We start from the raw sequence: 22,196 nt of genomic DNA, 5'->3' as shown, positions 1-22,196 counted from the left end.
GGGGTGGCTCCGAGAATCGGAGGCGGGGTGGATGATTCCAAGCCAGCCGCATAGGAGCTAGCGAAGACGTGAGGTAGAAAAGCGAAAGCCAACAGCCCTACAACATCGCCTTCAGATTCTCAAACGACACCCGGCAAGACTCGATCGGCGTCCGATCGCCATACTGTTCCTGCTCGACCACAATCCACTCCGCCCCCGCCGTCGGCAGGGCCTTGATCACTTCAGCAAACGGAATCTTGCCTTCCCCAATCGATGATCCGTCGAACGGATACTCCTTAAAGTGCACCGTCTTGCCACGCCCCGGAAAGTCCAAGAGCGGCTGAACCGGGTCCGATCCGCCGTGCATTGCATTCGCGGTATCGAACTGCAGTAAAAAGCTGTCCGGCGTGTTCTCGCCCAGGATGTACCACGTCGAGCGGCCATCATCCAGCGGCTTCATGTCTGCATCGTGCGCATGGAAGCCCAAGAAGAACCCGTCCTTCTCCACCTTCTGGGTTAGCTTCGTCAGCCGCTGCGCCGTCGCCAGCGTCGCCTCTGCCGTCGAGTGCAGTTCCAGCGGAAGCCACGGAATAATGATGTTCTTCGTGCCCAACGTTTCGTGCGCGCGCAGCGTCGAATCGTACTGATCGTCGTTCAGCAGGTCGATCGCCGTGTGCGTACCCGAACACCGTAACCCGTTATCCTCCAGCGCCGCCCGAAGCTCGGCCGCCGAATGCCCATGGTATCCGGCAAATTCGACCGCGTCATAGCCGATTCCAGCCACCTGTCGAATAAGACCGATGAAGTCTTTCGGCGCGTCGTCGCGAAGGGAGTAAAGTTGGAGCGAGATGGGGAGGCTCATGGTATGAGCGCTAGTTTACACGTTATTGAGCGCCGTCTTCTTCCGCCAACTTTCGAGCCTGGTCATCCTGGATCAAAGCGTCGAGCATGCCCTGGATATCGCCGTCCATAAACGTGCCCAAGTTGTGCATCGTCACCTTGATTCGGTGGTCCGTAATGCGGCTCTCCGGGAAATTGTAGGTTCGAATCTTCTCTGATCGATCACCCGTGCCGATCTGCCCTTTCCGCATGCCGGATCGCTCGGCTTGGGCCTTTTCGACCTCCATCTGGAGCAGTTTTGCCCGCAGAACGTCCATCGCCTTCAGCTTATTCTGCGCCTGGCTCCGTTCGTCCTGACACGTACTCACCAGCCCTGTCGGCTTGTGGATGATGCGGATCGCCGTTTCGTTCTTCTGCATGTGCTGACCACCGGCCGAGGACGAACAGAATGTCGAAATCTCCAGGTCCTTCGGGTCGATCTGCAGATCGACTTCTTCCGCTTCCGGCAGAACTGCGACCGTCACCGTCGAGGTGTGGATTCGCCCCTGACTCTCCGTTGCCGGCACGCGCTGAACGCGGTGAACGCCCGACTCAAACTTCAACTGCGAAAACGCGCCGACCGCGTCGATCTTGAAAACCACGCGCGAAAGCCCGCCGATCCCGCTCTCTTCATGGTCGATGATTTCGACCTTCCAACGTCGACGCTCCGCCCATCGTGAGTACATGCGGAAGAGTTCGTTGGCAAATAGCGCTGCCTCGTCGCCGCCCGCCGCCGGACGAATTTCGACGATAACCGCCTTGTCGTCGTTCGGGTCCTTTGGCACCAGCATCATCTTCAGTTGCTGCTCTTGATCCGCCTTGGCCGCTCGCAGAGGCTCGATTTCCTCCTGCGCCAGTTCCTTCATCTCCGGATCGCTCAGCATCTCTTCAGCCTGAGTCAGGTCGTCGATGATTTTGCGGTAGCTGCGGATGGCGGCAACGATCGGCTCCAAGTCGGAGCGGAGCTTGCCCAGACGCTGCATTTCCTTGGGATTGGATACAATCGCCAAATCGTTGAAGTCGGCCTCAACCGCCTGGAATTTTTTTTCGATTTCCTGCAGCTTCTCGATCATAGAGTCTAAGCGTTAAGTTTACCGTCGGCCTTAGGCCGCTCTCTTATTCTTGAATCCGCTCACGCAGTATTTGTCACGTCCCGTGTTCTTCGCTTCGTACAAACTCTCGTCCGCATCGTTCAGCGCCACTTCGATCTTATCGTGGCTGGCATTCAGGCCGGCTAGCCCCAGACTCGCTGTCAAAACGCGATCGCCCATCAGGTCGGAAACCCGAGTCGAGCGGATCGACTTCAGTAGACGATCCGCCACCTTCTCTGCGATGTCCAACGGCGTATTGTCCAGCAGAATGCAGAACTCCTCACCGCCCAGCCGTCCAAAGCTGTCCGTCGGACGCAGGACACGCTGACAGCTCTTGGTAAACCGACGCAGAATCTCATCGCCTGTTGCGTGGCCAAAGCTGTCGTTGATCGACTTAAATCGGTCAATATCCACAATCATGATCGAACCCTGTCGTCCCTGCGAGTGGAACCGCGACACCATGTCGCTTCCCCGCGCCAAGATTTCGCGCCGGTTGAACGCGCCCGTCAGTTCGTCGATCGTCACCAGACGCTGAAGCTCCTTCTGCAGGTTCCGCGTCTCTTGCAACGCCACCTCCAATCGAGAATTCACCGCGCCAAGAGCTGTGTTTTTCAGCTTCAATAGGCGCGATTCCTCCTCCACCAATTGGAACTGGCGCATGGTTCTCATCTCCTCGAAGTGCCGTTTCGACTCCTGCACGTGCAGTTCGTCTCGAATCTCGACAAAACGGTTCAGCGTCTCGTACGCAAGGCTTGGGTCCGATAGCCGGAAGTACGTATCTGCCAACAGCTTCAGGCACGAAAGCTCTAGCGTGCGAAGCTCCAGCCGTTCTGCGACGGTCAACGCGTATCGAAGCGCCTTTCCTGCCGACTTGAGCCGACCTTCCTGGTGCCGAAACACCGCTGATTGGTAAAGAATTTCGGCCCTCGCCTGCTCGCCGCCGCACGCCTTGGCCAGCCGCATGCTTCGGTGCATATAGCTCTTCGCCAACCGCTGCTCGCCCTCATCATGAGCCACCTTCGCTAAAAACGTCAAGAGCTCGATCAGACACTCTTCGCCGCCATCCGACTCAAGAGCCTCCAACGCCTTATGGACGATCTCGCGGTCGAAGAGCCCATCCTTGAGGATATAAAGCATCTCTTGCTCGGCCGCCGCCGCCCGCCAATACGTGTTGGCCAAATCGTGCTCAAGCGCCAACTGCTTGGCCCGCGCGAAGTACTCCACCGCCGCCGGAAAGTCGTCTCGATCCTCGGAATTCGCACCCAGATTGAACAATGCTGCCGAGGCGACCTTCAAGTTTTCCGCCTGAAAGGACCGTTCATAGGCTTCCGCCAGCAGAAAATGGGCCCGATTCACCCAACCGGAATTCTGGTTAAACCGTGCCACCTGCATCAGCAGGCCAGCGACCGCTTGGTCGTCGCCAAGCTGCTCATAAATTGAGATTGCCTTCTCGGCGTACTCGTTGGCCGCAACCGGGTCCGAACCGCAATAGACCGCTACCAACACGCGAAGTGCGTCGGCTTGACCCTTTGGATATTGGATGCCGAGTGAGGCTTTGTGGGTGAGATCCGCCATTTTGACGGCAGTTTTGGGGTCGGTCCGGGCAAGGGATAAGGCTGTGGCGTTTTCGGAATCAAGATCAGATTTGGTTTTACGCAAGAGCCTTTTCCTTGAGAATGCCGTAGCACCCCCATATTCCTATCTATGCCGCGCTTCGCTCCCGCCCGAGATGACAGCCTTACTAGGTTTGCCACCACGCCACCTGACCATCAAACTCCCCACTTAGTGAAAGGACCGAGCTGTCTGGCTACGGATGAGAGCTCATTCACATCTATTCGTGGCACGCTTAACGACGACTGCGCGGGCTGGGAGTTAGCGTGTTTCCACCTTTTGGGAGCGGTGAGCGTCATGTAGTTCCCGCCGAGCATGGCGAGGGAAATGTCGAAGATTCCGAGAGGCTTAGCCGAATCGGAAAGCGAAACGAATCGGGACCGCTCACCGAAGTCTGATGTTGAACGATCCGAAGGATCGCATCAGGTAGCCAGGGTGTCGGAGCGTCAGCGCAGACCCCTGGAGACCTGCCTAAACAACAAGAGTCCGAGGAGCGAAGCGACCCATTTCCTCTCCTCTCAGGAGAGGACGTTGCCGCGACAACGGAGCCTGGCAACAGGTGAGGTAGGGATTGTTTCCACCACAAAACATCATGGCATACCCAAGCAATCCCCAAAAGGAGAGCCCTAAGCCGCTTCCAAATGTCGGCTCTTGCAAATTCGATACGTCGCCCGACCCGCGTTCTTCGCTTCGTACAACGCCATATCCGCATCGTGCAACACATCGTAAAATGAGTCGTTGCCCCTTCGAACTTCACTCAGCCCCATGCTGACGGTCAGATGCGTATCGCCGATGATATCCGCCGTATCGATGCTCGAAATCGACTCCATCAATCGCTTCACCGCCGCTGTCGCACCCTTCACATCGGTGTCGTGATGGATGATGCAGAACTCTTCGCCGCCCAGCCGTCCAAACACGTCGAATCGGCGTAGATGCTCCTTGCAGCACTTGGTCAGGCGTCGTAAAACCTCGTCGCCCGCCGCATGGCCAAACGAGTCGTTGATGCGCTTAAAGTGGTCGACGTCGAGGATGGTCACCACGAACGGGGCGCCGACGTGTCGATATCGCTCCATCTCCAAGGTGCCGTCGTTGACGAGTTGTCGTCGGTTCACCGCTCCCGTAAGGTCGTCGGTGGATGCCATGCGCATCAATTCTTTCTGAAGTCGGGACTGCTGTTCCAAGGCGATTTGGAGCTCATTATTGATATTGGCCAGTTCGTCGTTTTTCTGTCGGGCAAGACTGGCTTCCGCCTGCACCATTTCCAATTTGTGGAAAGTTTGCAGGTCTTTAAGTCGATTTTCGGACTGCTCGCTGATCAGCTTTTCCTTGAGCTTGATGTGCTGATACAGGTGCGTCAGGGCCTTTTTGTACAGACCCAATTCCTGCTCCACCAGCGCCATTCGCTCCAGCGAGCGGCACTCAGACATCGCATAACCCGTCGTCTGGGCGAAGTGATAGCTTCGGCGGAACGTTCGCAGGGCCGACTGATACCGGCCGTACTTAAGATAGATTTCACCCAAGTCCAACAGCATCGAAGAGATCGTCGGCGACTGCGAATGCTTCGCCGCCAAAACACGCCCTCGGCGCATTTCCACGATCGCTTCCGGATACAGACCTCGCTCAGAGAACAACAGAGCCAAACTGCAATGGCTGTCGCACGCCGCCGAGATATTCTCCAGCTTCATGAGGGCTTCCTGCGACTCTCGCAGGGCCGCTACCCATTTCGGGTCGGCGTCGCGGAACGAGTTCAGCTTGGCATAAGCCGTTCGCGACATCCAGTGGATACTGTCGTTGATGCCGTCTTTCGACTCTTCGATCGCCATCTCGTAGTAATGGATGGCCGCGTCGATGTCGCCCCGCTCCTCGGAGTTCACGCCCATGTTGTAGAGGGCGATCACCGCGACATAGCGGTTGCCGGAGCGCGTCGCTTTCTCATACGCGTCCTTCAGGACCTTCAGGCTCTCCTCGTACCACCCAATATGGTGGTAGTAGCAAAACACCGTCATCAAAGCGCTGGCGATCCCACTCTCATCGGCTTCCTGCTCCAGGATCGCGATGGCGCGGTTGGCCAGCATATAGGCCTCAACGGGGTTGATCTTCGCTTCGATGGCCGCCAGCGTGCGAATCGCTTGGCCGATGCCTTTCTGGTACGAAATCTTGCGGGCTCGCAGCAAAACCTTATTGGTGAGTTCGCGAGCAAAGGTGGGATCGGAAGCACGGGCCAGGTACGCCTGATTATTCAAGGCGTCGATTTCTTCGATTGTCGCTTGATCGAGCTGGCGCAATTGAACCTCCATCTTCCCACCGAGGATGTGCCATATCCGGGGAATTGCGAGGTTGCGAGAATTACCAGGTTTTCCAGCTTAAGAGCCTTCTGCGCGTTTTTTGATCGCTTCGCCTGCCGCTTCCAACTGGGTCTTAAACAGATGGAGCACCAACTTTTTGACGAGCGGGCCAAGCGTCGGAATGTTATATTCGTAGTCCAAAAATTGGTCGAATCGCGTGCCGCCGTTCTCCTCGCTGAAGGTCCAAGTCCCTTCCATCTTGTCGTAGTCGCCCTTCACTTGGCGGAACCGGGAGCGAGTGTTCTCGTCGTCCCACGTGTCCTCTTGCGTCCATCGAACTTTGAGGTTGAACTGCGTCACCAAACCGACCCAGTCGGCCACGACGCGGTTGTCCGTTCGCTCCAAAATGGTGAGGCTGTCGACAGCCTTCATATATTCGGGATATCGCTCACATTCCTTCGCAATCGCATAGACTTTCGCGACCGGAGCGTTGATCCAAGTGGTTACTTCGACGGTGGGCATGGCTTTTGAGTCAAACTATAGATGTTAGAATTGGCAGTCTACCTTTGGTAGCCGCCGAAGGACGTTACCGTGACCACAAGCATTCTGGACGGCTCGCAAGCCTCACCCGGCTCGGTATCGGACGTTCCAACCCGCATGAAATCCCTCATCCTCCAAGAGCCCGGACGCGTGACTTTCGAAGAAGTCCCGATTCCTGCCCTGGGCGAAGGGGATCTGCTGGTCCGTGTGATTTCCGCCACCACCTGCGGCACCGACCTGAAGGCCTACAAGCGCGGACATCCTCAAATTCCCATGCCGGGCGGCTTCGGTCACGAGTACTCCGGCATCGTCGCCGACGCTGGTCCCCGTGCCAATTTTTCGCCTGGACAAGCCATCATGGGCGTCCACTCCGCCCCTTGTGGTGAGTGTGATTGGTGTAAGCTCGATAAAGAGAACCTGTGCGAATCCATCATGGCGTCCAAAGTTCTAGGAAGCTTCGCCGAGTACCTCGTCGTGCCAAAACGTATCGTTTTGAAAAACGTGTACGAGAAGCCCGAAAACATCTCTTTCGATGTCGCCAGCCTTCTCGAACCGTACGCTAGCGTCGCCCAAGGCATCCACGAACTCCGCTACGTTCTGCGACCCGACGCCTCCGTCCTCGTCATCGGCCCCGGCGCGATCGGCCTCCTTTTCGTCGCCGCCCTCAAGGAGTCTGGCGTCGCCAACATCACGCTCGGCGGCCGAAACCAAGACCGCCTCAAAGTCGGCGCGGAGTTCGGAGCCAAAACCGTCGACATCCGCGAGTTCCAACCAACCGGAATCGGCTTCGATATCGTCATCGAATGCACCGGCCAAGTCGAAGTCTGGGAGCGAAGCATCGACTTCGTTCGCCGCGGCGGAACCCTCATGCTATTCGGCGGATGCGCCTCCGGCACTCGTGTCTCGTTCGACACCCGCCGAGTCCATTACGACCAAATTTCTATCCTTAGTCCCTTCCACTTCGGTACAGGCGCAGTCCGCCAAGCCCGAGAATGGATATTAAGTTCGCAAAGCGATCTGAGCTTATTGATCTCGGGCGAGCGTAGACTAGAGGAAGGAGCAACCGTTTTCGAAGATCTGGATGCCGGGAAAGGCATCAAATATGTGTTTCACCCATGAAGATTGCACGTTACGTTGGCGACGGCGAAGTAAAGATCGTCGAGGAATCCGAACCGACATGCCCTGAGGGCGGCCTCCTGGTTCAGACCGAAGCTTGCGGCCTCTGCTCCGGCGAACTCATGTCCTGGTACATGGATCGCAAAGTCCCCCATGTCATCGGTCACGAAGTGACCGGCGTGGTCGTCGAGTCCAAAGATTCCAGATTCCCGGTCGGAAGCCGCATCTTCCCCCACCACCACGCGCCCTGCGGCAAGTGCGAGTACTGCACCACCGGCCGAAGTGTACACTGCAAGCAGTGGAAGGAAACCAAACTCCTCCCTGGCGGCATGGCCGAACGCTTCGCCGTTCCCCTCGGCAACCTCACCGACACGATTCTCGTCAATCCGCTTCGCGCCATCGACGCCGCTCTCATCGAGCCGATGGCCTGCGTCATGAAGTCCCTGCGAACCGCGGGGCACGCGGAAAAGCCAGCTGTCATTGGTCTTGGCGTCATGGGCCTGATGCACATGATCGCCCTTGGGGAAAAAGCCGTTGGGTACGACATCAATCCCCTCCGCGTCGCCTGGGCCAAAAGGACCGGCCTCGATGCCCGCGCCAACGATGAAAGCGAAGAATGTTCCCACGACGTCGTTTTCGTCTGCCCCGGAACCCAAGAGGCCTTCGATGCTGCTGTCAAGATGGTCCAACCGGGCGGTCGAATCTGCATGTTCGCACCCCTTGCGCCAGATAAGCCGCTGGCCATGCCGCAAGAGCTCTACTTCCGCGACATCGCGGTTTTGAACTCATATTCCTGCGGCCCCGAAGACACAAAGGCTGCATGGGAACTCATCGGAAAGGGAATTCTCAAGGCCGAACAAGTCGTATCTCACTTCATCAAACTCGACGAGCTTCCGGCGATGTACCGCCTGATGAAGAGCGGCGAAATCTTAAAGCCTATGGTCGTTTTCTAAGACTATTCGATACCTCGTTCGATGAAAATCGAATGAATTTGCGAGTATAGTCGGGCACGGCCCAGGCGTTGGCAAAACAATACCAACCCCCGAACGTCAATAAAAGTGCTGATATGTTTTCGTCCCTGATCGCGCTGGCCCACCTCACTCTGCTCAGTTCCGGGCCGATTGCGCCTGACCAAGGCCAAGGTCAGGGCCAAAGCACCCAACAGACGAAGCAGCAGGACACTTCCCCACCCAAGACCAAGGCCGAGATCGAATTTCAGAAAGAGGTCGACGACGACAAGAAGATCGGCAAAGAAGCAGCTGACTACTATGATCGCGAGCTAAAGCCGACCAAGGACATCGAAGCCCAGAAGCGAGTCGAAGAGATCGGGGCTAAATTGGCCCTGATCGCCAACGCGAATGCTTTCGATCTCACCTGGGGCGACCGACGCCACCCCGAGTTTGAGTACAAATTCAAGGTCGTTGAAAGCAAGGATATCAACGCCTTTTCGCTTCCCGGCGGATACATCTATGTCTATCAGGGCTTGGTGGATTTCGTCCAAAGCGACGATGAACTCGCGGGCGTCCTCGCCCACGAAATCAGCCACGCCGACCAGCGCCATGTTGCTTGGATGCGCAAAGAGCAGGAAAAGCTCGCCCCCATCCAGATTCCGCTCATCTTGGCTACCATCTTCACCAAGGATGTAGCGCCAGGAGTCCTGGCTCAAGTCGGTATGCAAGCCGTCACTAATGGATGGAGTGTCAAGGCGGAAACTTCGGCCGACTACGGCGGTGCCCAGTTGATGGTTGCCGCCGGTTACGACGCAACCGGAATGCTGACGTTCATGGAACGCCTCCAGGCCAGAGAAGGCGCGTTTGAAGGAGCCGTCGACCTAGGTATCTTCCGCACCCACCCGCCCTCCAAGGTCCGTGCCGAGAAGATCGAGGAGTTCATGAAGAAGAACCTCCTCCCGATCCGACGAAGCCACGTCGCCTACGACTTCAGCGTCAATAGCAAAACTGGCGACAATGGCCAGGTCACTCTTTTCTTCGGCAAGCGAAAGCTGTACACCTTGGGCGACGGCGGGGCCGATCGCGCTGCCGCGATTTCCAAGAAGCTGAACGCCTTCTTCGACACCGTTCCCGACATGGTGGACGTCACCACCGGCGACGACGGCGTCATCTACGCCAAAAACCGCGAGCTCTTGGTCGTATCCGATGCCGATGCGAAAGCCAACAATATGACGGTTGACGACCTTCAAAACTCGGTAGCCAAGGGCATTCGGTCGTCGATATTCACCCTTGCGTATCACATCTGGGAAGGCCGCAACTAAGCCCTCGACTGCACCACTCGGTCGATCTCGTGCTTCAGCAGAGAATAGCTTTGCAGGTAACTGCTTGCCTGGATCGTTCCATGGTCGGTATACACCTGAAGCGACTCTGATCGCACTCCATTTCCAGAGTACGTTGATGACGTATCCGACCCTTCAATGTCGTCGAAGGGCGAGCTCATCCTCGTCTTACCTGTCCAGTCGATCCACTTGATGCCGTCCGGCCCAATCACAATCCGCTCCACCCAGCCGGTCATCTGCAACCAAATTCCGGGAATCGAGAAGACGAGCAGGACGGTATATAGCGCCGCTGGCGACATTCCCCCAGGCCTCGGTCCCCAAACCCCAGCCTCCAACGAGGCGAAGAACAACAAGACGCCCAGCCAAAGGAACGAAAAAAAGTGCATGAAGGTCCACCGGTACGTGAACGTCATCGGCGACGGATGGTAGGTTGCATGCTTACGTTGCCGCTGATCCCAATGCTGGAAGCCGTAGCGGGCGTTGTTAAGAATCGACAGGAGCGCACCGTAATTATTGATTTGGGTTCGAATCTTGATCTCGCCCGCCTCGGTCATATACTTGGTCCCACTCGGACGGCTATCGTCGGGAATCAGCATGATGCGATTCGAGGTTGAATGCAGAGTCACTCTTCCCAGCCAGTTGTAGTAGCGAATGTCCTCGCCATCGATGACGATCTTCGTGTTGAGAACCCACAAAACCGTCCAGAGAACCAGAGCCCCAACCGTAATCGCGATTCCGAGGGTGATGACCTGCAAAGTGCGTGCTTGATCGATCGTGGCCGGTTGGTTATTGATCGTGTACGACGTCAACGGGGTGACGACGGCACCGTAGCCAAAGCCAATGGCCCACATCAGAATGAATGCGGCCACCACAAATTTTCCGCCGGATCGATAGTCGAATACCCTTCTTTGCACCCACCTTTACCGTACAACTTCTTAGCAGAAATGGCAAGTATCGAGAAAAAAGTACTGCTAATTAGTCTGGCGACAAGAAGCCAGGTTTGATGTCGGGCATGGTGAACGGTGAGACCACACTTTCCGACGAGCTTCCGTCCGTTGCGGGATCTCGTGAGTCCATGACTCGCTGAATTTCTTCTTTGAGTGTCTTGTAGCCGCCAAGGTATTGGGCCACGGTGATCATTCCTCGGACAGTAATAATTCGGAAGTATTCGGCCGAGCTCCCATCGCCAGACACGAGTTCGACATCCGTATCCAGAATTTCGCCATAGGGCACTGCTAGCTTCGTTTTAAGCCAGTTGGTCCAAATAATCTCAGTACCCGTCAATTCGACTCGCTCGTTGACGACCGTCATCGCCATCCAAACGCCAGGCGTCCCGAAGGTGGTGAGAATGGCAAGAACCATTAAGATACCGCCATACTGACCAGACGAAATAGACGACGACAGAACAAAACAGGAGGCCGCAAGGATGAAGCCGTTCCATAACACCGCGAAAAACGCCATGTACGAGAGCCGATAGGTAAAGACACGGCTTTCGGGAGTGTAGGTTGGGGGATGCCTTTGCATCAACTGAGTTCGCCAAACATCAAAACTTCCCGCCTTGGCCCCTTCGACCATTAGGCGTAGGATTCCGAAATTCTGCATGTTCTTGTATATAGAAATCTTCCGATTCTCGGTCTGGATCACAAACTTGGATGATCTTGGTCGGCTCTCGACGCCTAGAATCTGCGATGGCGTAATATTGGCGATCAATCGGCCTCGCCAGTCATACCAGCGCAAGGAATTGACTGTAACCTCAAACTTTTCGTTGAGACCTTTCATTAGCGCATAGATGCCCCCTAGGATCGCGGTAAAGCCGAGCAGCGAAAAGACCCATTTCATCATCTCGGCTTGACCGGCGGTGGCGGGCGCGTTATTGACGGTCATATTCGATTGGCTTGTAAACCACGGAATGATGCCGAAACCTGAACCCCAAATGAAAAGAAAGATGGGAAGGATGAAGATTGCCGACTTTCGGTAGCTAAAAGTCCGGGGCTCCATGCCCCATTATAGGTCCGTTACCAGTCGCTCGCCAACGCCTCGAGCCGCTTGATCTCATTTTCAAGCTGGAGGCGGACTTCCTCGACCTGTTCCTCGCTCGCGTTCTCGGGAACCGTAAGCGGATCGCCGAAGATCATGCGTGCCTTCGAGAAGGGCTTGGGGAGCATATAACGGTCCCAACTGTTGGCGTAAAACGCCGATTTGGCGGAAATTCCCACCGGAACCAACCGGGCTCCTGCTTTGTGCGCCATCAGCATGACCCCACCTTGCACCACGCCGCTTGGCCCACGCGGACCGTCGGGTGTGATCGCCATCGTGCCACCTTCCTTGATCTTCTTGACCCCTTGCAGGGCGGCGCGGACGCCCTCACGAGCTGTCGATCCGCGAATGGTTTGGTAACCCAGTTTGAGGAAGATTTCGTTTTGGATGTCACCGTCGTTGCTGGTGCTGATGATCACCCAGTAACCGCGCTTTCGAAAGTAGTTGGCAAAGATCAGCGACTTGCCATGCCAGCCACAAAAGATGGCTTTTTGGTCGTTCCCTTCGAACTTCTCCCACCCATCGACCTGCAGTCGCAGCGACTTGCCGATGAACCGAACGGCGGTATAGCCGAGAAAGATTGCGACCCGTTTGCGAATCCGAACCTTGAGCGTATCGCTCACGCGAGCCAGCCTCGCTGTTTGGCGATTTCGACGACGCTGTGAGTTGGGTAGTCGGCGAGAAGCAGATCGGTCGCCAACGACGCCTCTTTGGGCTCGCCTTCTCGGAGCCGACCGATCAGATCGAGCAGGGCCTCTGGCCTCTGAGCCTCACTCTTGGGCATCTCAACGATCGTCCACAGAACCTTCGCCGCCGTCGATTCGCTCACCCTATCGGCAAGCTGGCGTCGTCGCACGGGCGGGATCTCGCCCAGCTTTCGCATTTCTAGTAGTCGCAGGGTCGCCTTTTCCACCTGTTCGCCGCTTAGTTGGAAGAGTACGCCATTGAGCGTCTCCGCCTCTTCCTTCTTGTCCCCCAAAGCTTGATACTCCTCGGCGAGCTTCAAATGCATCTCCAAGTCGCCCGGATGGGACTTTAGGTGCTCCTGCAAGTGGGCTATTTGCGCCGCTGGACCCTGGTCGTTAAGCGCCTCGTACACTTGATGTCCTAACCTCCTGGAACCAAGATCGGGAGCTCGAAACACGAATCCGAGGATGGTGCCGCCGACGGCTCCACCAAGGTGAGCAAAGAAACCGGTGGCGGGAAGCGTGTCACCCACCCGAACCAGCGCACCGACCACCTGCAGCGCCAGCCAAACCAGCGTCACGATGGCGACCGTCGCCGATGCCTTTGGCGCGAGCGGAACCCGAAGCTTGGTGTAGCGAAGACTGTAGTAGACGGCACAGCCGGAGATACAGCCGCTCGCGCCCACCAGAGGGGGAACATCGACATTGTGGCGAACCGAAAGCCAGAACAGCGTCACGCCAAAAAGACCCGACACTAGATACACGACCAGAAAGCGAAGCGAGCCGGTGGCGATCTCCACCGCCGCCCCCACCGCGGCCAGAAACACCATGTTTCCTAGTAGGTGAATGGCGTTCGCGTGAACGAACATCGACGTGAAGATGGTGACGAACGACGGGTCGCTCGCCTTAAATCCGTACGTGTCGACGAGGTCGGGACGAACCAAAAAGAAGAACGCCGCAACGATGTTCGCGGCGATCAGAAGAAGCGTAACTATCGGAGCGCGTTGGCGTAAGCTCAAGCCTCCTCAAACAACTCCTCGGGGATATCCACGTTGACAAAGGTCTCTTGCACGTCGTCGAGCTCTTCAAGGGCGTCCAGCAGTTTGATCAGCTTTCGCAGGTCGTCCATGCTCGGCTCGGCCTTGTTCGTTGCCATATACGTCAGGCCGACTTCGTTGGAATCATAACCTCCCGCGCGCAGAGCCTCGTTAACCTTGTGCAGGTCGCTCATGGCCGTTACGATCGTGATGACATCCTCCTCGCTTTGCACATCCTCGGCGCCTGCTTCGAGGGCGGCGAGGGTTAGTTCGTCCTCGTCGGTGCCGTCCTTGGGAAATTGAATCTGGCCAACGTACTTGAACTGCCAGCTCACCGCGCCGTTGTCGGCCATCGATCCGCCATTCTTGTTGAAGGCGTTTCGAACTTCGCCGACGGTTCGGTTTCGGTTTTCGGAGTAGCACTGGAGAATGATGCCGATGCCGCCGGGGCCGGTGCCTTCGTAGACGATCTCTTCGTAGTTGACACCCTCGATTTCGCCGGTACCCTTTTTGATGGCCCGGTCGATATTATCCTTGGGCATCGAGGCTTCTTTGGCCTTGTCCACTGCCACGCGCAGACGGGGGTTCATAGTTGGGTCCCCGCCGCCGCTCTTCGCCGCGACGGTTAACTCGCGACTAAGCTTGGTAAAGAGGTTGCCGCGAATCGCATCTTGCTTCCCTTTTCGGATTCGGATGTTTTTCCATTTACTATGACCTGCCATATGGATTCATTTTGGCACAGGCGACAGCTTCGAATCACGCCGGACGGCGCGCTGACGTTCAAGCATCTGCCGAACCTTGCCTTCGTTGCCCGGTCGAGTGTAAATCTGGCTCAAAAGATCGCTGAGCGTTTCGGACTTGGGTGCAAAACCCAACCGGAATACTGTTTCCGCCGGCGCGTTCTTGTCGTCCATAGTGGCGACCGTAAATTCGACAAAGAGAACGGACTGGTCAGAGACGAATTGACGATCCAAAATGTATGTTCCGGCGATCTTGCTCGACTTGTTCTCTTTTGGCGTCTTGTCGCCCATTTCGCCTTCGAATGTGCCGTCTGGCTTGAGGTGAAGACTGCCGAACGCATTGGGGTCACCCTTGAAGGAGACCAGAACCCAATCGCCTTCGACAAGCTTTTGGTCGGTCGTCGGAGCACCTCCGCCCGAATGACAGGACGCGAGCAACGCGGCTCCGACGATGAGCATGCTTCGTCGCATGGTGGGTTCATTATAAGCGGTTCGTCCAGTCGGCGTGAAGTAAGGAATGACCCCTGATGCAATTCGGAAACAATCCACCCCGTTGTGCCTTAAGCCTTGCAGACGTCTTTACCAGGGCCATTGCTGGATATATCTTCGTTAGAACTTACTCAGCCACTCACGCGTGATTTCGAAGTCCGATTGCGTCAACCCATGACCGGTTCCAAGTTCGCGCAGGGTCACATCCGCACCACCCGAGCGAAAGAATTCAGCTTGCCTTCGGGCCGATTCCAGCGGTCCCATCGGATCAACGGTTCCGTTGGTCATCAGGATTTTCTTTCCGCTTAGATCACTTTGGACGGGCTCACGAAACAGTTGCATTCCCCGCCACATCACGAGGCCGTCGAGGACTTCGGGGTAAAGAGTCATCAGAGCGGACCCCATATTCGCCCCATTGCTGTAGCCGATGCCCACAAACCGCTGATTCTCTCCTTTCACGAATTCGGCGAGGTCATCGGCTTGCCGACGGATGTCGTCCTCGTCGAAGACACCTTCTTCGAATCGACGAAACCAGCGGGTGTAGATCGACTCTTGGACCTTGCCGCGTGGACTCACGATCGCCGCCCCCGGGACCAGCGCCTTGCCGATTTCTACTAGATCACGCTCGGTCCCTCCCGTTCCGTGGAGGAGCAGGAGGGCGAACGGAACGGCCGGGTCGGTGGCGGGCTCGCGGTAGACCTGGAAGCTCATACCACCTGCCCGAACTCAAGGTTCAGCTTGGGTAAGACGACCTGCAACTGCGGGCGCAACGGCTCGTAGCGGCTCGGTAACTTCAGGTGCGTGCCCAGGGTCGGTTCGTCTTCATCGATCTGGAAGCCCGGTCCGTCGGTGGCGAACTCGAAGAGTACGCCGCCCGGCTCGCGGAAGTAAATCGACTTGAAGTAGTCGCGCTCGGTGACCGGACTGGTGTGGAAACCAGCCTTCATCAGCTTCATCAGCCACTGCTCCTGAATCTCCGGCGAGGCGTTTCGGAAGGCGACATGGTGAACCGTTCCCGCCGAATTCTGCGCGCGAGGCATCCCTTCTTCGCGGTAGACATCGACCTCCGAGTCTCCGAGGCGATAACGAGTCCTGGTGCCTTCTCGCCCAATCTTTTCGGCTTCGAACATGCCAGTGAGAGCGTCTTCGGTCGTGCGAAAATCGCCAATGCCAGCGAAATCGTTTGGCGCTAGCGTGAGCCGCTTGATTCGGCGAATCGCCTTATCCGTCGGCACGATTGAACCCTTCCATTCAACGACCTCAGTCGGGCCGTCGGCTTCTTCCAGTTCGACGCGCATGCCATCGTGATCCAGCGCCCATACAACCTGGCGACCAAAAATCGTCTCGATTCCATTCGGGATGTTCTGGACCGACAGGTGCGTGCACCACCAATCCAGCGAGCCCGGCGGCACTTCGAACATCATGCTGATGGTTTCGCCGCGCCCACGCTTTCCGGGCAGAATGTCACCGTACGGGAAGAAGGTGAGCAACGTACCGGGCGATCCGACGCCGTCGCCATAGTACAGGTGGTACACGCCGGGATCGTCGAAATTGACGGTCTGCTTCACCAGCCGCAAGCCCAGAACGCCGACGTAAAAGTCGACGTTTGGCTGAGGATGACTGGCGATGGCCGTCACGTGGTGGATTCCTAATATCATGGTTCTTTGTACGATTTCCCGGATTGCCCCTGCTGTATGGAAGCATACAACGCGGCGAGAATGGCAAACTACTGATTAGGAATGTCTGATTCCGGACTACGAACCATCCTTCGAGGCGACCAAATCTTGACCGGCGCGGCGGCTGTGCGCGGCTACGACTGCGACGCCTACACGGTCGACAAGAGCAAGCCGCACGTGATCGTTCTGCCCGAGTCAACGGCGGAGGTCGCCGCGGTGGTTCGGATGTGCGTGGAAACCAACATTCCCTTCACCTGCCGGGGCGCTGGAACGGGACTTTCCGGAGGGGCGATGCCCGCTCTGGGCGGGGTCGTGATCTCGACGAAGCGAATGAACCGGATTTTGGAGGTGGACGTTGAGAATCGATGCCTGCGAGCCGAAACCGGGATCGCTAACCGGCGGATTACCGACGCGGTTCGAGCTGACGGTCTACACTTTGCACCCGACCCCTCGTCCCAGTCGGTTTCGACGCTCGGTGGGAATATTGGCGAGAACGCCGGAGGGCCGCACACGCTGAAGTACGGCGTGACGGTTCAGCACATACTTGGCGTGACGATGGTCGATCCGACCGGCGGAGTACTGGAGATCGGCGGGAAGCTGGGTTGTGGACCAGGCTTCGACTTTTTGGGACTGATTTGCGGATCGGAAGGGACACTGGGCATTGTGACGGAAGCGTGGGTGAAGCTAACGCCATTACCAACCGTCGTTCAGACCGCATTAGTAGCCTTCCCTACTATTCGAAGCGCGACCGAGACAGTGGCAGGAATTATCGCGACAGGCACGATTCCGGCCGCGCTGGAAATGATGGATCGAGGGATCATGAACGCGGTTTCGCTGGCATTTGGGCTCTCGTTTCCCGACGATGCGCAAGCCTTGCTCTTGATTGAGTGCGACGGGGATGATGAGGCAGGTGTTTCTGCCGAAATGAATTCAGTAAAGAGCGTTTGTGAGGCGAATGGCAGTTTGACCATCAGCCTTGCTCAAGACGAGAAAGAACGGGCAAAGCTGTGGACGGCGCGCAAGAAAGGCGTTGGGGCAATGGGACGCTTGGCTCCGACCATTGTGACCCATGATGGCGTGATTCCGCGGTCGAAATTGCCGGAGATGCTTGACTTTGTTTACGAAGTAGCGAAAGCTAAGAATATTGGCGTCGCGAACATCTTTCATGCCGGCGACGGAAACTTACATCCCTGCTTCTATTTCGATGACCGCGACGCGGTGCAAGTCGAAAAGGTGATTGAGGCGGGAGAGATCATTATTAAGAAGTGCATCGAACTGGGTGGGTCGGTGAGTGGCGAGCATGGAATCGGGGTGGAGAAGATGGATTTGATGCCGCTGATGTTCTCTCCGGCGGACCTGGAGGCACAGGCGATGGCGAAGCGGATTTTCAATGACGGAACGCTGTGCAACCCGTGCAAGGTGTTGCCGAATCAGCGAGGGTGTGCAGAACATCGGATGCGATGGCGAGGTGTGGCGTCGTGAGTCTAGAACTGGAAATGAAGGAACGATTCCCGGACCTCGACACGAGCAAATGGCAAATGCCATCTTCGGTTGAAGAACTAGCAAGCCTTGTCGGCAAAAGTGGGGTCCTTCGGGTCGGCGGGCATGACGAATACCGGATGCGCCCCCCAAAAGACCAACCGTCTGATTCCCTTCTGCTTCTCGACAACTTAAAGCAACTTCTTTGGCTGAGTGCTGAAAATCAACTTGTTTCGGTTCAATCGGGCATGTATTTGTCGGACCTCAACAAGCTTCTGCACGATTCAGGATTTGAAATTCCAGTCGGCTTGCGTGAAGAGAACCAGGCAGAGTGCATTGGCGATCTTATCGCCATGAATCTGCCTCACTGGAACATGGGAGCGGCAGGCTCCTGGCGAGACTGGATCGTCAAAATGAAGATTGTCCTGGCGTCTGGAGAGGTTGTTGTGTCGGGGGCCGATGTTGTGAAGAATGTGACTGGGTTCGACGTTCATAAACTGGTGATTGGTGCACGCCATACACTTGGAGTTATTGCCGAGGTGACGCTACGAATTCGCCCCAAAACCCTACCGCGAGAGTGGCCACCAATCCAGCTAAATCACGGCGAGTTATTTCAAACAACTCCAGAAGGACTGCGACTTGTTCGAGCGCACCTAAAAGATCAACTTGAGCCAGCCGAAGGCGAATACCAAATGGAGCACTATGTAGATGAAGCTGGTTGTCTCTTGCTGGCCGAGTCGCTTCACAATAAGGACAAAGAGTATTTCGACGTCGCAAAGCACGGCTTTGTCTGGCGATCCCATGTTGGCGAATATGCGCTGGCCGAGTTCAGCGAAACCGAGCAAAAGCTCATGAAGCGCGCGAAAGAGATTTTTGACCCCACGAATAAGCTCAATCCAGGGGAGTTTGGATTCATCTGATGCACGACCTCGAAGAACTGACCACCCACTGCATTAGGTGCGGATTCTGCCTGGAAGACTGCCCGACGTTTGTAGAGACCGGTAACGAATTGGAGTCGCCGCGCGGGCGAATCTACCTCGTGCGGAGCGCGATCGAAGGCAAGCTCGCTTGGAAGGAGGATGTGAAGCCGCACCTCGACCTATGCCTCGGGTGCCGGGCATGCGAAACGGCGTGCCCCAGCGCAGTTCAGTACGGAGCGATCCTGGAAATCGCCCGCGATAAGGTCGACCAAACCGCGGTCTCGCTAGCGAAAGAAGCGTTATTAGCGAGCACTACGAACCCAAGGATCCTCAAGGCTCAGTTAGCGATGAGCAAGGTGATCTGCGGCGGCAAGGTGCCGGGATTCGTCTCGCGGTTGCTCTCCAAGCAGGAGCCGGAAGCCGAAATGCCGACAGCACAAGCGACTCCGAAGTTTCCTGCTCTGGAAGTCGACACGCCGGTCATAGGCGAAGTCTACATGCTGACCGGATGCGCGATGCGGGTCCTGTACCCCCGCGTTCACGAATGTACGAAACGACTTCTGCGCCGGGTTGGGTACACCGTGCGCGAGGTGGAGCAAGGATGCTGCGGCGCTTTGCACGCCCATAACGGCGATCTGGAGGGTGCAGCCAAGATGGCGGGCGCGCTGGTCGAATCGCTCGACGGTGACTTGCCCGTTATCGTGGATTCGGCTGGATGCGGAAGCACGATGAAGGAGTATGGGAGCCTCATCGGCGAAGCGGGCGCGGGCTTCGCCAGGCGGACATTCGACATTTCCGAATTCCTGCTCACGAGCGGCTTGGCCGACCTTCTGAAAGATGCCCCCGGGCTCGATGGAAAGCGTGTCACGTACCACGACGCCTGTCACCTGTCGCACGGACAGAAGATCACGGCTCCGCCGCGGCAACTCATTTCCGCCATTCCCAACATGGAGTTTGTCGAGCTACCCGAGTCGATGATGTGTTGCGGAAGCGCGGGAATCTACAACATCCTCCAGCCGAAAATGGCGCGACAGTTGCTCGACCGCAAGGTGGACCATATTCAGGAAACGGAAGCCGACATCGTGGCCACCGGAAATCCGGGATGCCATGCGTGGATCGCCCAAGGATGCCGCGAACAGAAATCAGCAATGGTTCTGCACACGGCAGAGTTACTCGAAGCCGCGTTCATCGGCCTTGAGCATTTTGTTTAGTAGTGCCAGTCGAGGTTGCCGGCTTCGCGGGCGTGCTTCTCGATGAATTCACGTCGCGGTTCGACCTTGTCGCCCATCAGCCGTGAGAACATGTGCTCGATTTCGGTATCGAATTCCATGTCGTAGTTCACGCGCACCAGGCGGCGCTTATCGGGAGCCATCGTGGTCTCTTCCAGGTCGTCGGCGTTCATTTCGCCCAGACCCTTAAAGCGGGTGACCGAGAAATTCTTCTTCTTAAGGCCGCGGATGATCTCATCGCGCTCTTCTTCGGACATCGCGTAGTGCCGCTCGTTGGCACCGACCTTCACAACGAAGAGCGGCGGCTGGGCGAGGTAGATGTATCCACCCGTCACCAGCGGCTTCATGTAGCGGTAGAAGAACGTCAGCAGGAGCGTGCGGATGTGCTCGCCATCCACGTCGGCATCGGTCATGATGACGACCTTGTGGTAGCGGAGCTTGCTGATGTCGAATTCGACTTCTTTTTCCTTGGGGTCCTTCTTCTTCTTACCGTTCCCGTTTCCGTTGAACTCCAGTTCGCCCTGATCGTCCTCGTCTTCGACTTGCTTGCGGCCGAGGGTAAGGTCGACGCCGACGCCAAGTGCGGCGATCAGCGATTTAACTTCTTCGTTGTCGAGCGCCTTGTCGATACGGGCACGTTCGACGTTGAGAATCTTTCCACGGAGGGGCAGAATCGCCTGAGTGGTTCGGTCGCGTGCGCTTTTGGCCGAACCGCCTGCCGAGTCACCCTCGACGAGGAAGATTTCGCACTTCGTCGGATCCTTTGATTGGCAGTCGGCAAGCTTACCGGGGAGGCCAAAGGTGTCCATCGACGAGCTTCGGCGAACGCTCTCCATCGCTTTTCGCGCGGCCTCGCGGGCGCGCTGGGCAATGATGCCCTTCTCGACGATTTTGCGGGCAATGTTCGGGTTCTCCTCGAAGAACGTCATTAGGCCATCGCCTACGAGCGAGTTGGTAAGACCCTGAACTTCTGGGGTCACCAGCTTGACCTTATCCTGCGAGTTGTACGACGGATCGCCGATTCGGAGCGAAATGACGACGGTCAGACCGTCGGTCACGTCATCGTTCTGCAGGTTATTGTCCTTCTCCTTCAAGAAGTTCATCTTTCGGGCGTAGGAGTTGATCGTTCGCGTCAGAGCCGTCGAGTAACCGGAAACGTGGGTACCGCCGTCTGGGTTGTGGATATTGTTGGTGAACGCAAGAATAGTGAGGTTGTAGCCATCGTGGTACTGCATGGCCACTTCGATCTCGCTCGACTCGCGGACCCGTTTGAAGTGGATGACGTTGTGCAGGGTGTCATGGCTGTCGTTGAGGTCCTGGACGAGCTGAGTGATGCCTCGCTCGAAGAAGAAGACCTCGCCATCCTCGGGTGTGATCTCGCTGATGAACTCGAACTTGGTTTTCGGGTTCAGGTAGGCGAGCTCCTTCATTCGCGTCTTGATGATGTGCGCGTCGTATTTGGTTTCGGAGAGAACCTCGGGATCGGGCATCCATCGCTGGGAGGTACCGGTCGAGTCATCGCTGACGACGCCGATCTCCTTTACTTCGCCCTGCGGAATTCCTCGCTCGTAGCGCTGGCGATAGACTTTGCCATTTCGCTTGACGGTGGATTCCATCCAAATCGACAGCGCGTTGGTACACGAAACGCCGACGCCGTGCAGACCGCCTGAGGTCTTATAGCCGCTACCCTCGCCGCCGAACTTACCACCCGCGTGGAGCACGGTCATGACGACCTGGAGCGCGGAAACGCCCATCTTGGCGTGGGTATCGACCGGAATTCCTCGTCCGTTGTCTTCGCAACTGATCGAGCCATCTTCATACAGGGTGACGATGATGTGGTCGCAGTGGCCCGCGAGGACTTCATCGACCGAGTTGTCGATGACTTCGCGGAAGAGTTGGTGCAGACCGCGCTTTCCGTTGTCACCAACGTACATGCCGGGACGCTTGCGAACCGCTTCCAGTCCTTCGAGGACTTGAATCTGGGCCGCATCGTAATCGCCGTCCACACGTCCGGCGAGTTCATCGATGATGGCGTCTTGGTCTTCTTTGCCCGCCGGATTTTCGGGCAAATCGTCGTTGAAAAGATCTTGGTCAGACATGGGGAAAGGGGGA

At 56.8% G+C, this 22,196-nt stretch carries 20 protein-coding genes; 6 read left to right on the top strand and 14 right to left on the bottom strand.

The window, feature by feature from the left end; translation table 11 throughout:
• Positions 1-97 precede the first annotated feature (97 nt).
• The 5 genes from GC165_07060 to GC165_07040 form a co-directional block, all read right to left on the bottom strand.
• Positions 98-841, bottom strand: coding sequence for a TIM barrel protein (locus tag GC165_07060; protein MBI1332623.1), 744 nt, complete (start codon positions 839-841; stop codon positions 98-100).
• Positions 842-863: 22 nt separating this feature from the next.
• Positions 864-1,931, bottom strand: coding sequence for a peptide chain release factor 1 (gene prfA / locus GC165_07055; protein MBI1332622.1), 1,068 nt, complete (start codon positions 1,929-1,931; stop codon positions 864-866).
• Positions 1,932-1,961: 30 nt separating this feature from the next.
• Entirely contained in the window at positions 1,962-3,524 is a 1,563-nt protein-coding gene (locus GC165_07050) for a diguanylate cyclase (protein MBI1332621.1), read from the bottom strand.
• A 662-nt stretch (positions 3,525-4,186) separates the two neighbouring features.
• Positions 4,187-5,857: a diguanylate cyclase gene (locus GC165_07045; protein ID MBI1332620.1), complete on the bottom strand. Its 1,671-nt coding sequence runs from the start codon at positions 5,855-5,857 to the stop codon at positions 4,187-4,189.
• A gap of 66 nt (positions 5,858-5,923) precedes the next feature.
• Entirely contained in the window at positions 5,924-6,367 is a 444-nt protein-coding gene (locus GC165_07040) for an SRPBCC family protein (GenBank protein MBI1332619.1), read from the bottom strand.
• 69 nt (positions 6,368-6,436) lie between these two features.
• Between GC165_07040 and GC165_07035 the strand changes: the two genes are divergently transcribed.
• The 3 genes from GC165_07035 (at position 6,437) to GC165_07025 (ending at position 9,773) form a co-directional block, all read left to right on the top strand.
• Positions 6,437-7,504, top strand: a complete 1,068-nt coding sequence (locus GC165_07035; protein MBI1332618.1) for an alcohol dehydrogenase catalytic domain-containing protein — start codon at positions 6,437-6,439, stop codon at positions 7,502-7,504.
• On the top strand, positions 7,501-8,454 hold the full coding sequence (locus GC165_07030; GenBank protein MBI1332617.1) for an alcohol dehydrogenase catalytic domain-containing protein: 954 nt from the start codon (positions 7,501-7,503) through the stop codon (positions 8,452-8,454). Before GC165_07035 ends, GC165_07030 begins: the two co-directional genes overlap by 4 nt.
• 113 nt (positions 8,455-8,567) lie before the next feature.
• The gene (locus tag GC165_07025; protein ID MBI1332616.1) at positions 8,568-9,773 is read left to right on the top strand and encodes a M48 family metalloprotease; all 1,206 of its coding nucleotides are present in this window, start codon (positions 8,568-8,570) and stop codon (positions 9,771-9,773) included.
• On the opposite strand, the gene GC165_07020 is transcribed toward GC165_07025, so the two are convergent.
• The 8 genes from GC165_07020 to GC165_06985 all read right to left on the bottom strand — a co-directional run bounded on the left by GC165_07020 (position 9,770) and on the right by GC165_06985 (position 16,438).
• On the bottom strand, positions 9,770-10,705 hold the full coding sequence (locus GC165_07020) for a hypothetical protein (GenBank protein ID MBI1332615.1): 936 nt from the start codon (positions 10,703-10,705) through the stop codon (positions 9,770-9,772). The two genes, GC165_07025 and GC165_07020, sit on opposite strands and share 4 nt — an antisense overlap.
• A 61-nt stretch (positions 10,706-10,766) precedes the next feature.
• Positions 10,767-11,789 (bottom strand): hypothetical protein, encoded by a 1,023-nt coding sequence (locus GC165_07015; GenBank protein MBI1332614.1) that lies wholly within the window; start codon positions 11,787-11,789, stop codon positions 10,767-10,769.
• 17 nt (positions 11,790-11,806) lie between these two features.
• Positions 11,807-12,460 (bottom strand): DUF374 domain-containing protein, encoded by a 654-nt coding sequence (locus GC165_07010; GenBank protein MBI1332613.1) that lies wholly within the window; start codon positions 12,458-12,460, stop codon positions 11,807-11,809.
• Positions 12,448-13,533: a rhomboid family intramembrane serine protease gene (locus GC165_07005; protein ID MBI1332612.1), complete on the bottom strand. Its 1,086-nt coding sequence runs from the start codon at positions 13,531-13,533 to the stop codon at positions 12,448-12,450. The genes GC165_07010 and GC165_07005 overlap by 13 nt, the downstream gene beginning before the upstream one ends.
• Positions 13,530-14,273 carry a YebC/PmpR family DNA-binding transcriptional regulator gene (locus GC165_07000; protein MBI1332611.1) on the bottom strand — a complete coding sequence of 248 codons (744 nt, stop codon included), beginning with the start codon at positions 14,271-14,273 and terminating at the stop codon, positions 13,530-13,532. Before GC165_07000 ends, GC165_07005 begins: the two co-directional genes overlap by 4 nt.
• A gap of 6 nt (positions 14,274-14,279) precedes the next feature.
• On the bottom strand, positions 14,280-14,762 hold the full coding sequence (locus GC165_06995; protein ID MBI1332610.1) for a hypothetical protein: 483 nt from the start codon (positions 14,760-14,762) through the stop codon (positions 14,280-14,282).
• 138 nt (positions 14,763-14,900) lie between these two features.
• Positions 14,901-15,491, bottom strand: a complete 591-nt coding sequence (locus tag GC165_06990) for an alpha/beta hydrolase (protein ID MBI1332609.1) — start codon at positions 15,489-15,491, stop codon at positions 14,901-14,903.
• The gene (locus GC165_06985; protein ID MBI1332608.1) at positions 15,488-16,438 is read right to left on the bottom strand and encodes a ring-cleaving dioxygenase; all 951 of its coding nucleotides are present in this window, start codon (positions 16,436-16,438) and stop codon (positions 15,488-15,490) included. Before GC165_06985 ends, GC165_06990 begins: the two co-directional genes overlap by 4 nt.
• Positions 16,439-16,519: 81 nt before the next feature.
• Between GC165_06985 and GC165_06980 the strand changes: the two genes are divergently transcribed.
• From GC165_06980 to GC165_06970, 3 genes are read left to right on the top strand one after another with little or no spacing between them, the layout of a single operon-like run.
• Complete coding sequence (locus tag GC165_06980; protein MBI1332607.1) at positions 16,520-17,938, top strand: FAD-binding protein; 1,419 nt, start codon at positions 16,520-16,522, stop codon at positions 17,936-17,938.
• A complete protein-coding gene (locus GC165_06975) occupies positions 17,917-18,855 on the top strand; it encodes an FAD-binding protein (protein MBI1332606.1) in 939 nt (312 codons plus the stop codon). The genes GC165_06980 and GC165_06975 overlap by 22 nt, the downstream gene beginning before the upstream one ends.
• A complete protein-coding gene (locus tag GC165_06970) occupies positions 18,855-20,066 on the top strand; it encodes a 4Fe-4S dicluster domain-containing protein (GenBank protein MBI1332605.1) in 1,212 nt (403 codons plus the stop codon). The genes GC165_06975 and GC165_06970 overlap by 1 nt, the downstream gene beginning before the upstream one ends.
• Here the strand turns inward: GC165_06970 and GC165_06965 are convergent.
• The gene (locus GC165_06965) at positions 20,063-22,183 is read right to left on the bottom strand and encodes a DNA topoisomerase IV subunit B (protein MBI1332604.1); all 2,121 of its coding nucleotides are present in this window, start codon (positions 22,181-22,183) and stop codon (positions 20,063-20,065) included. The genes GC165_06970 and GC165_06965 overlap by 4 nt on opposite strands.
• Positions 22,184-22,196: the final 13 nt, after the last annotated feature.

Source organism: Armatimonadota bacterium (assembly GCA_016125185.1).
Taxonomy (GTDB): Bacteria; Armatimonadota; Fimbriimonadia; order Fimbriimonadales; family Fimbriimonadaceae; genus Fimbriimonas.
The sequence above is the reverse complement of the archived record's forward strand: the minus strand, read 5'-3'. Positions and strand labels throughout refer to the sequence as shown.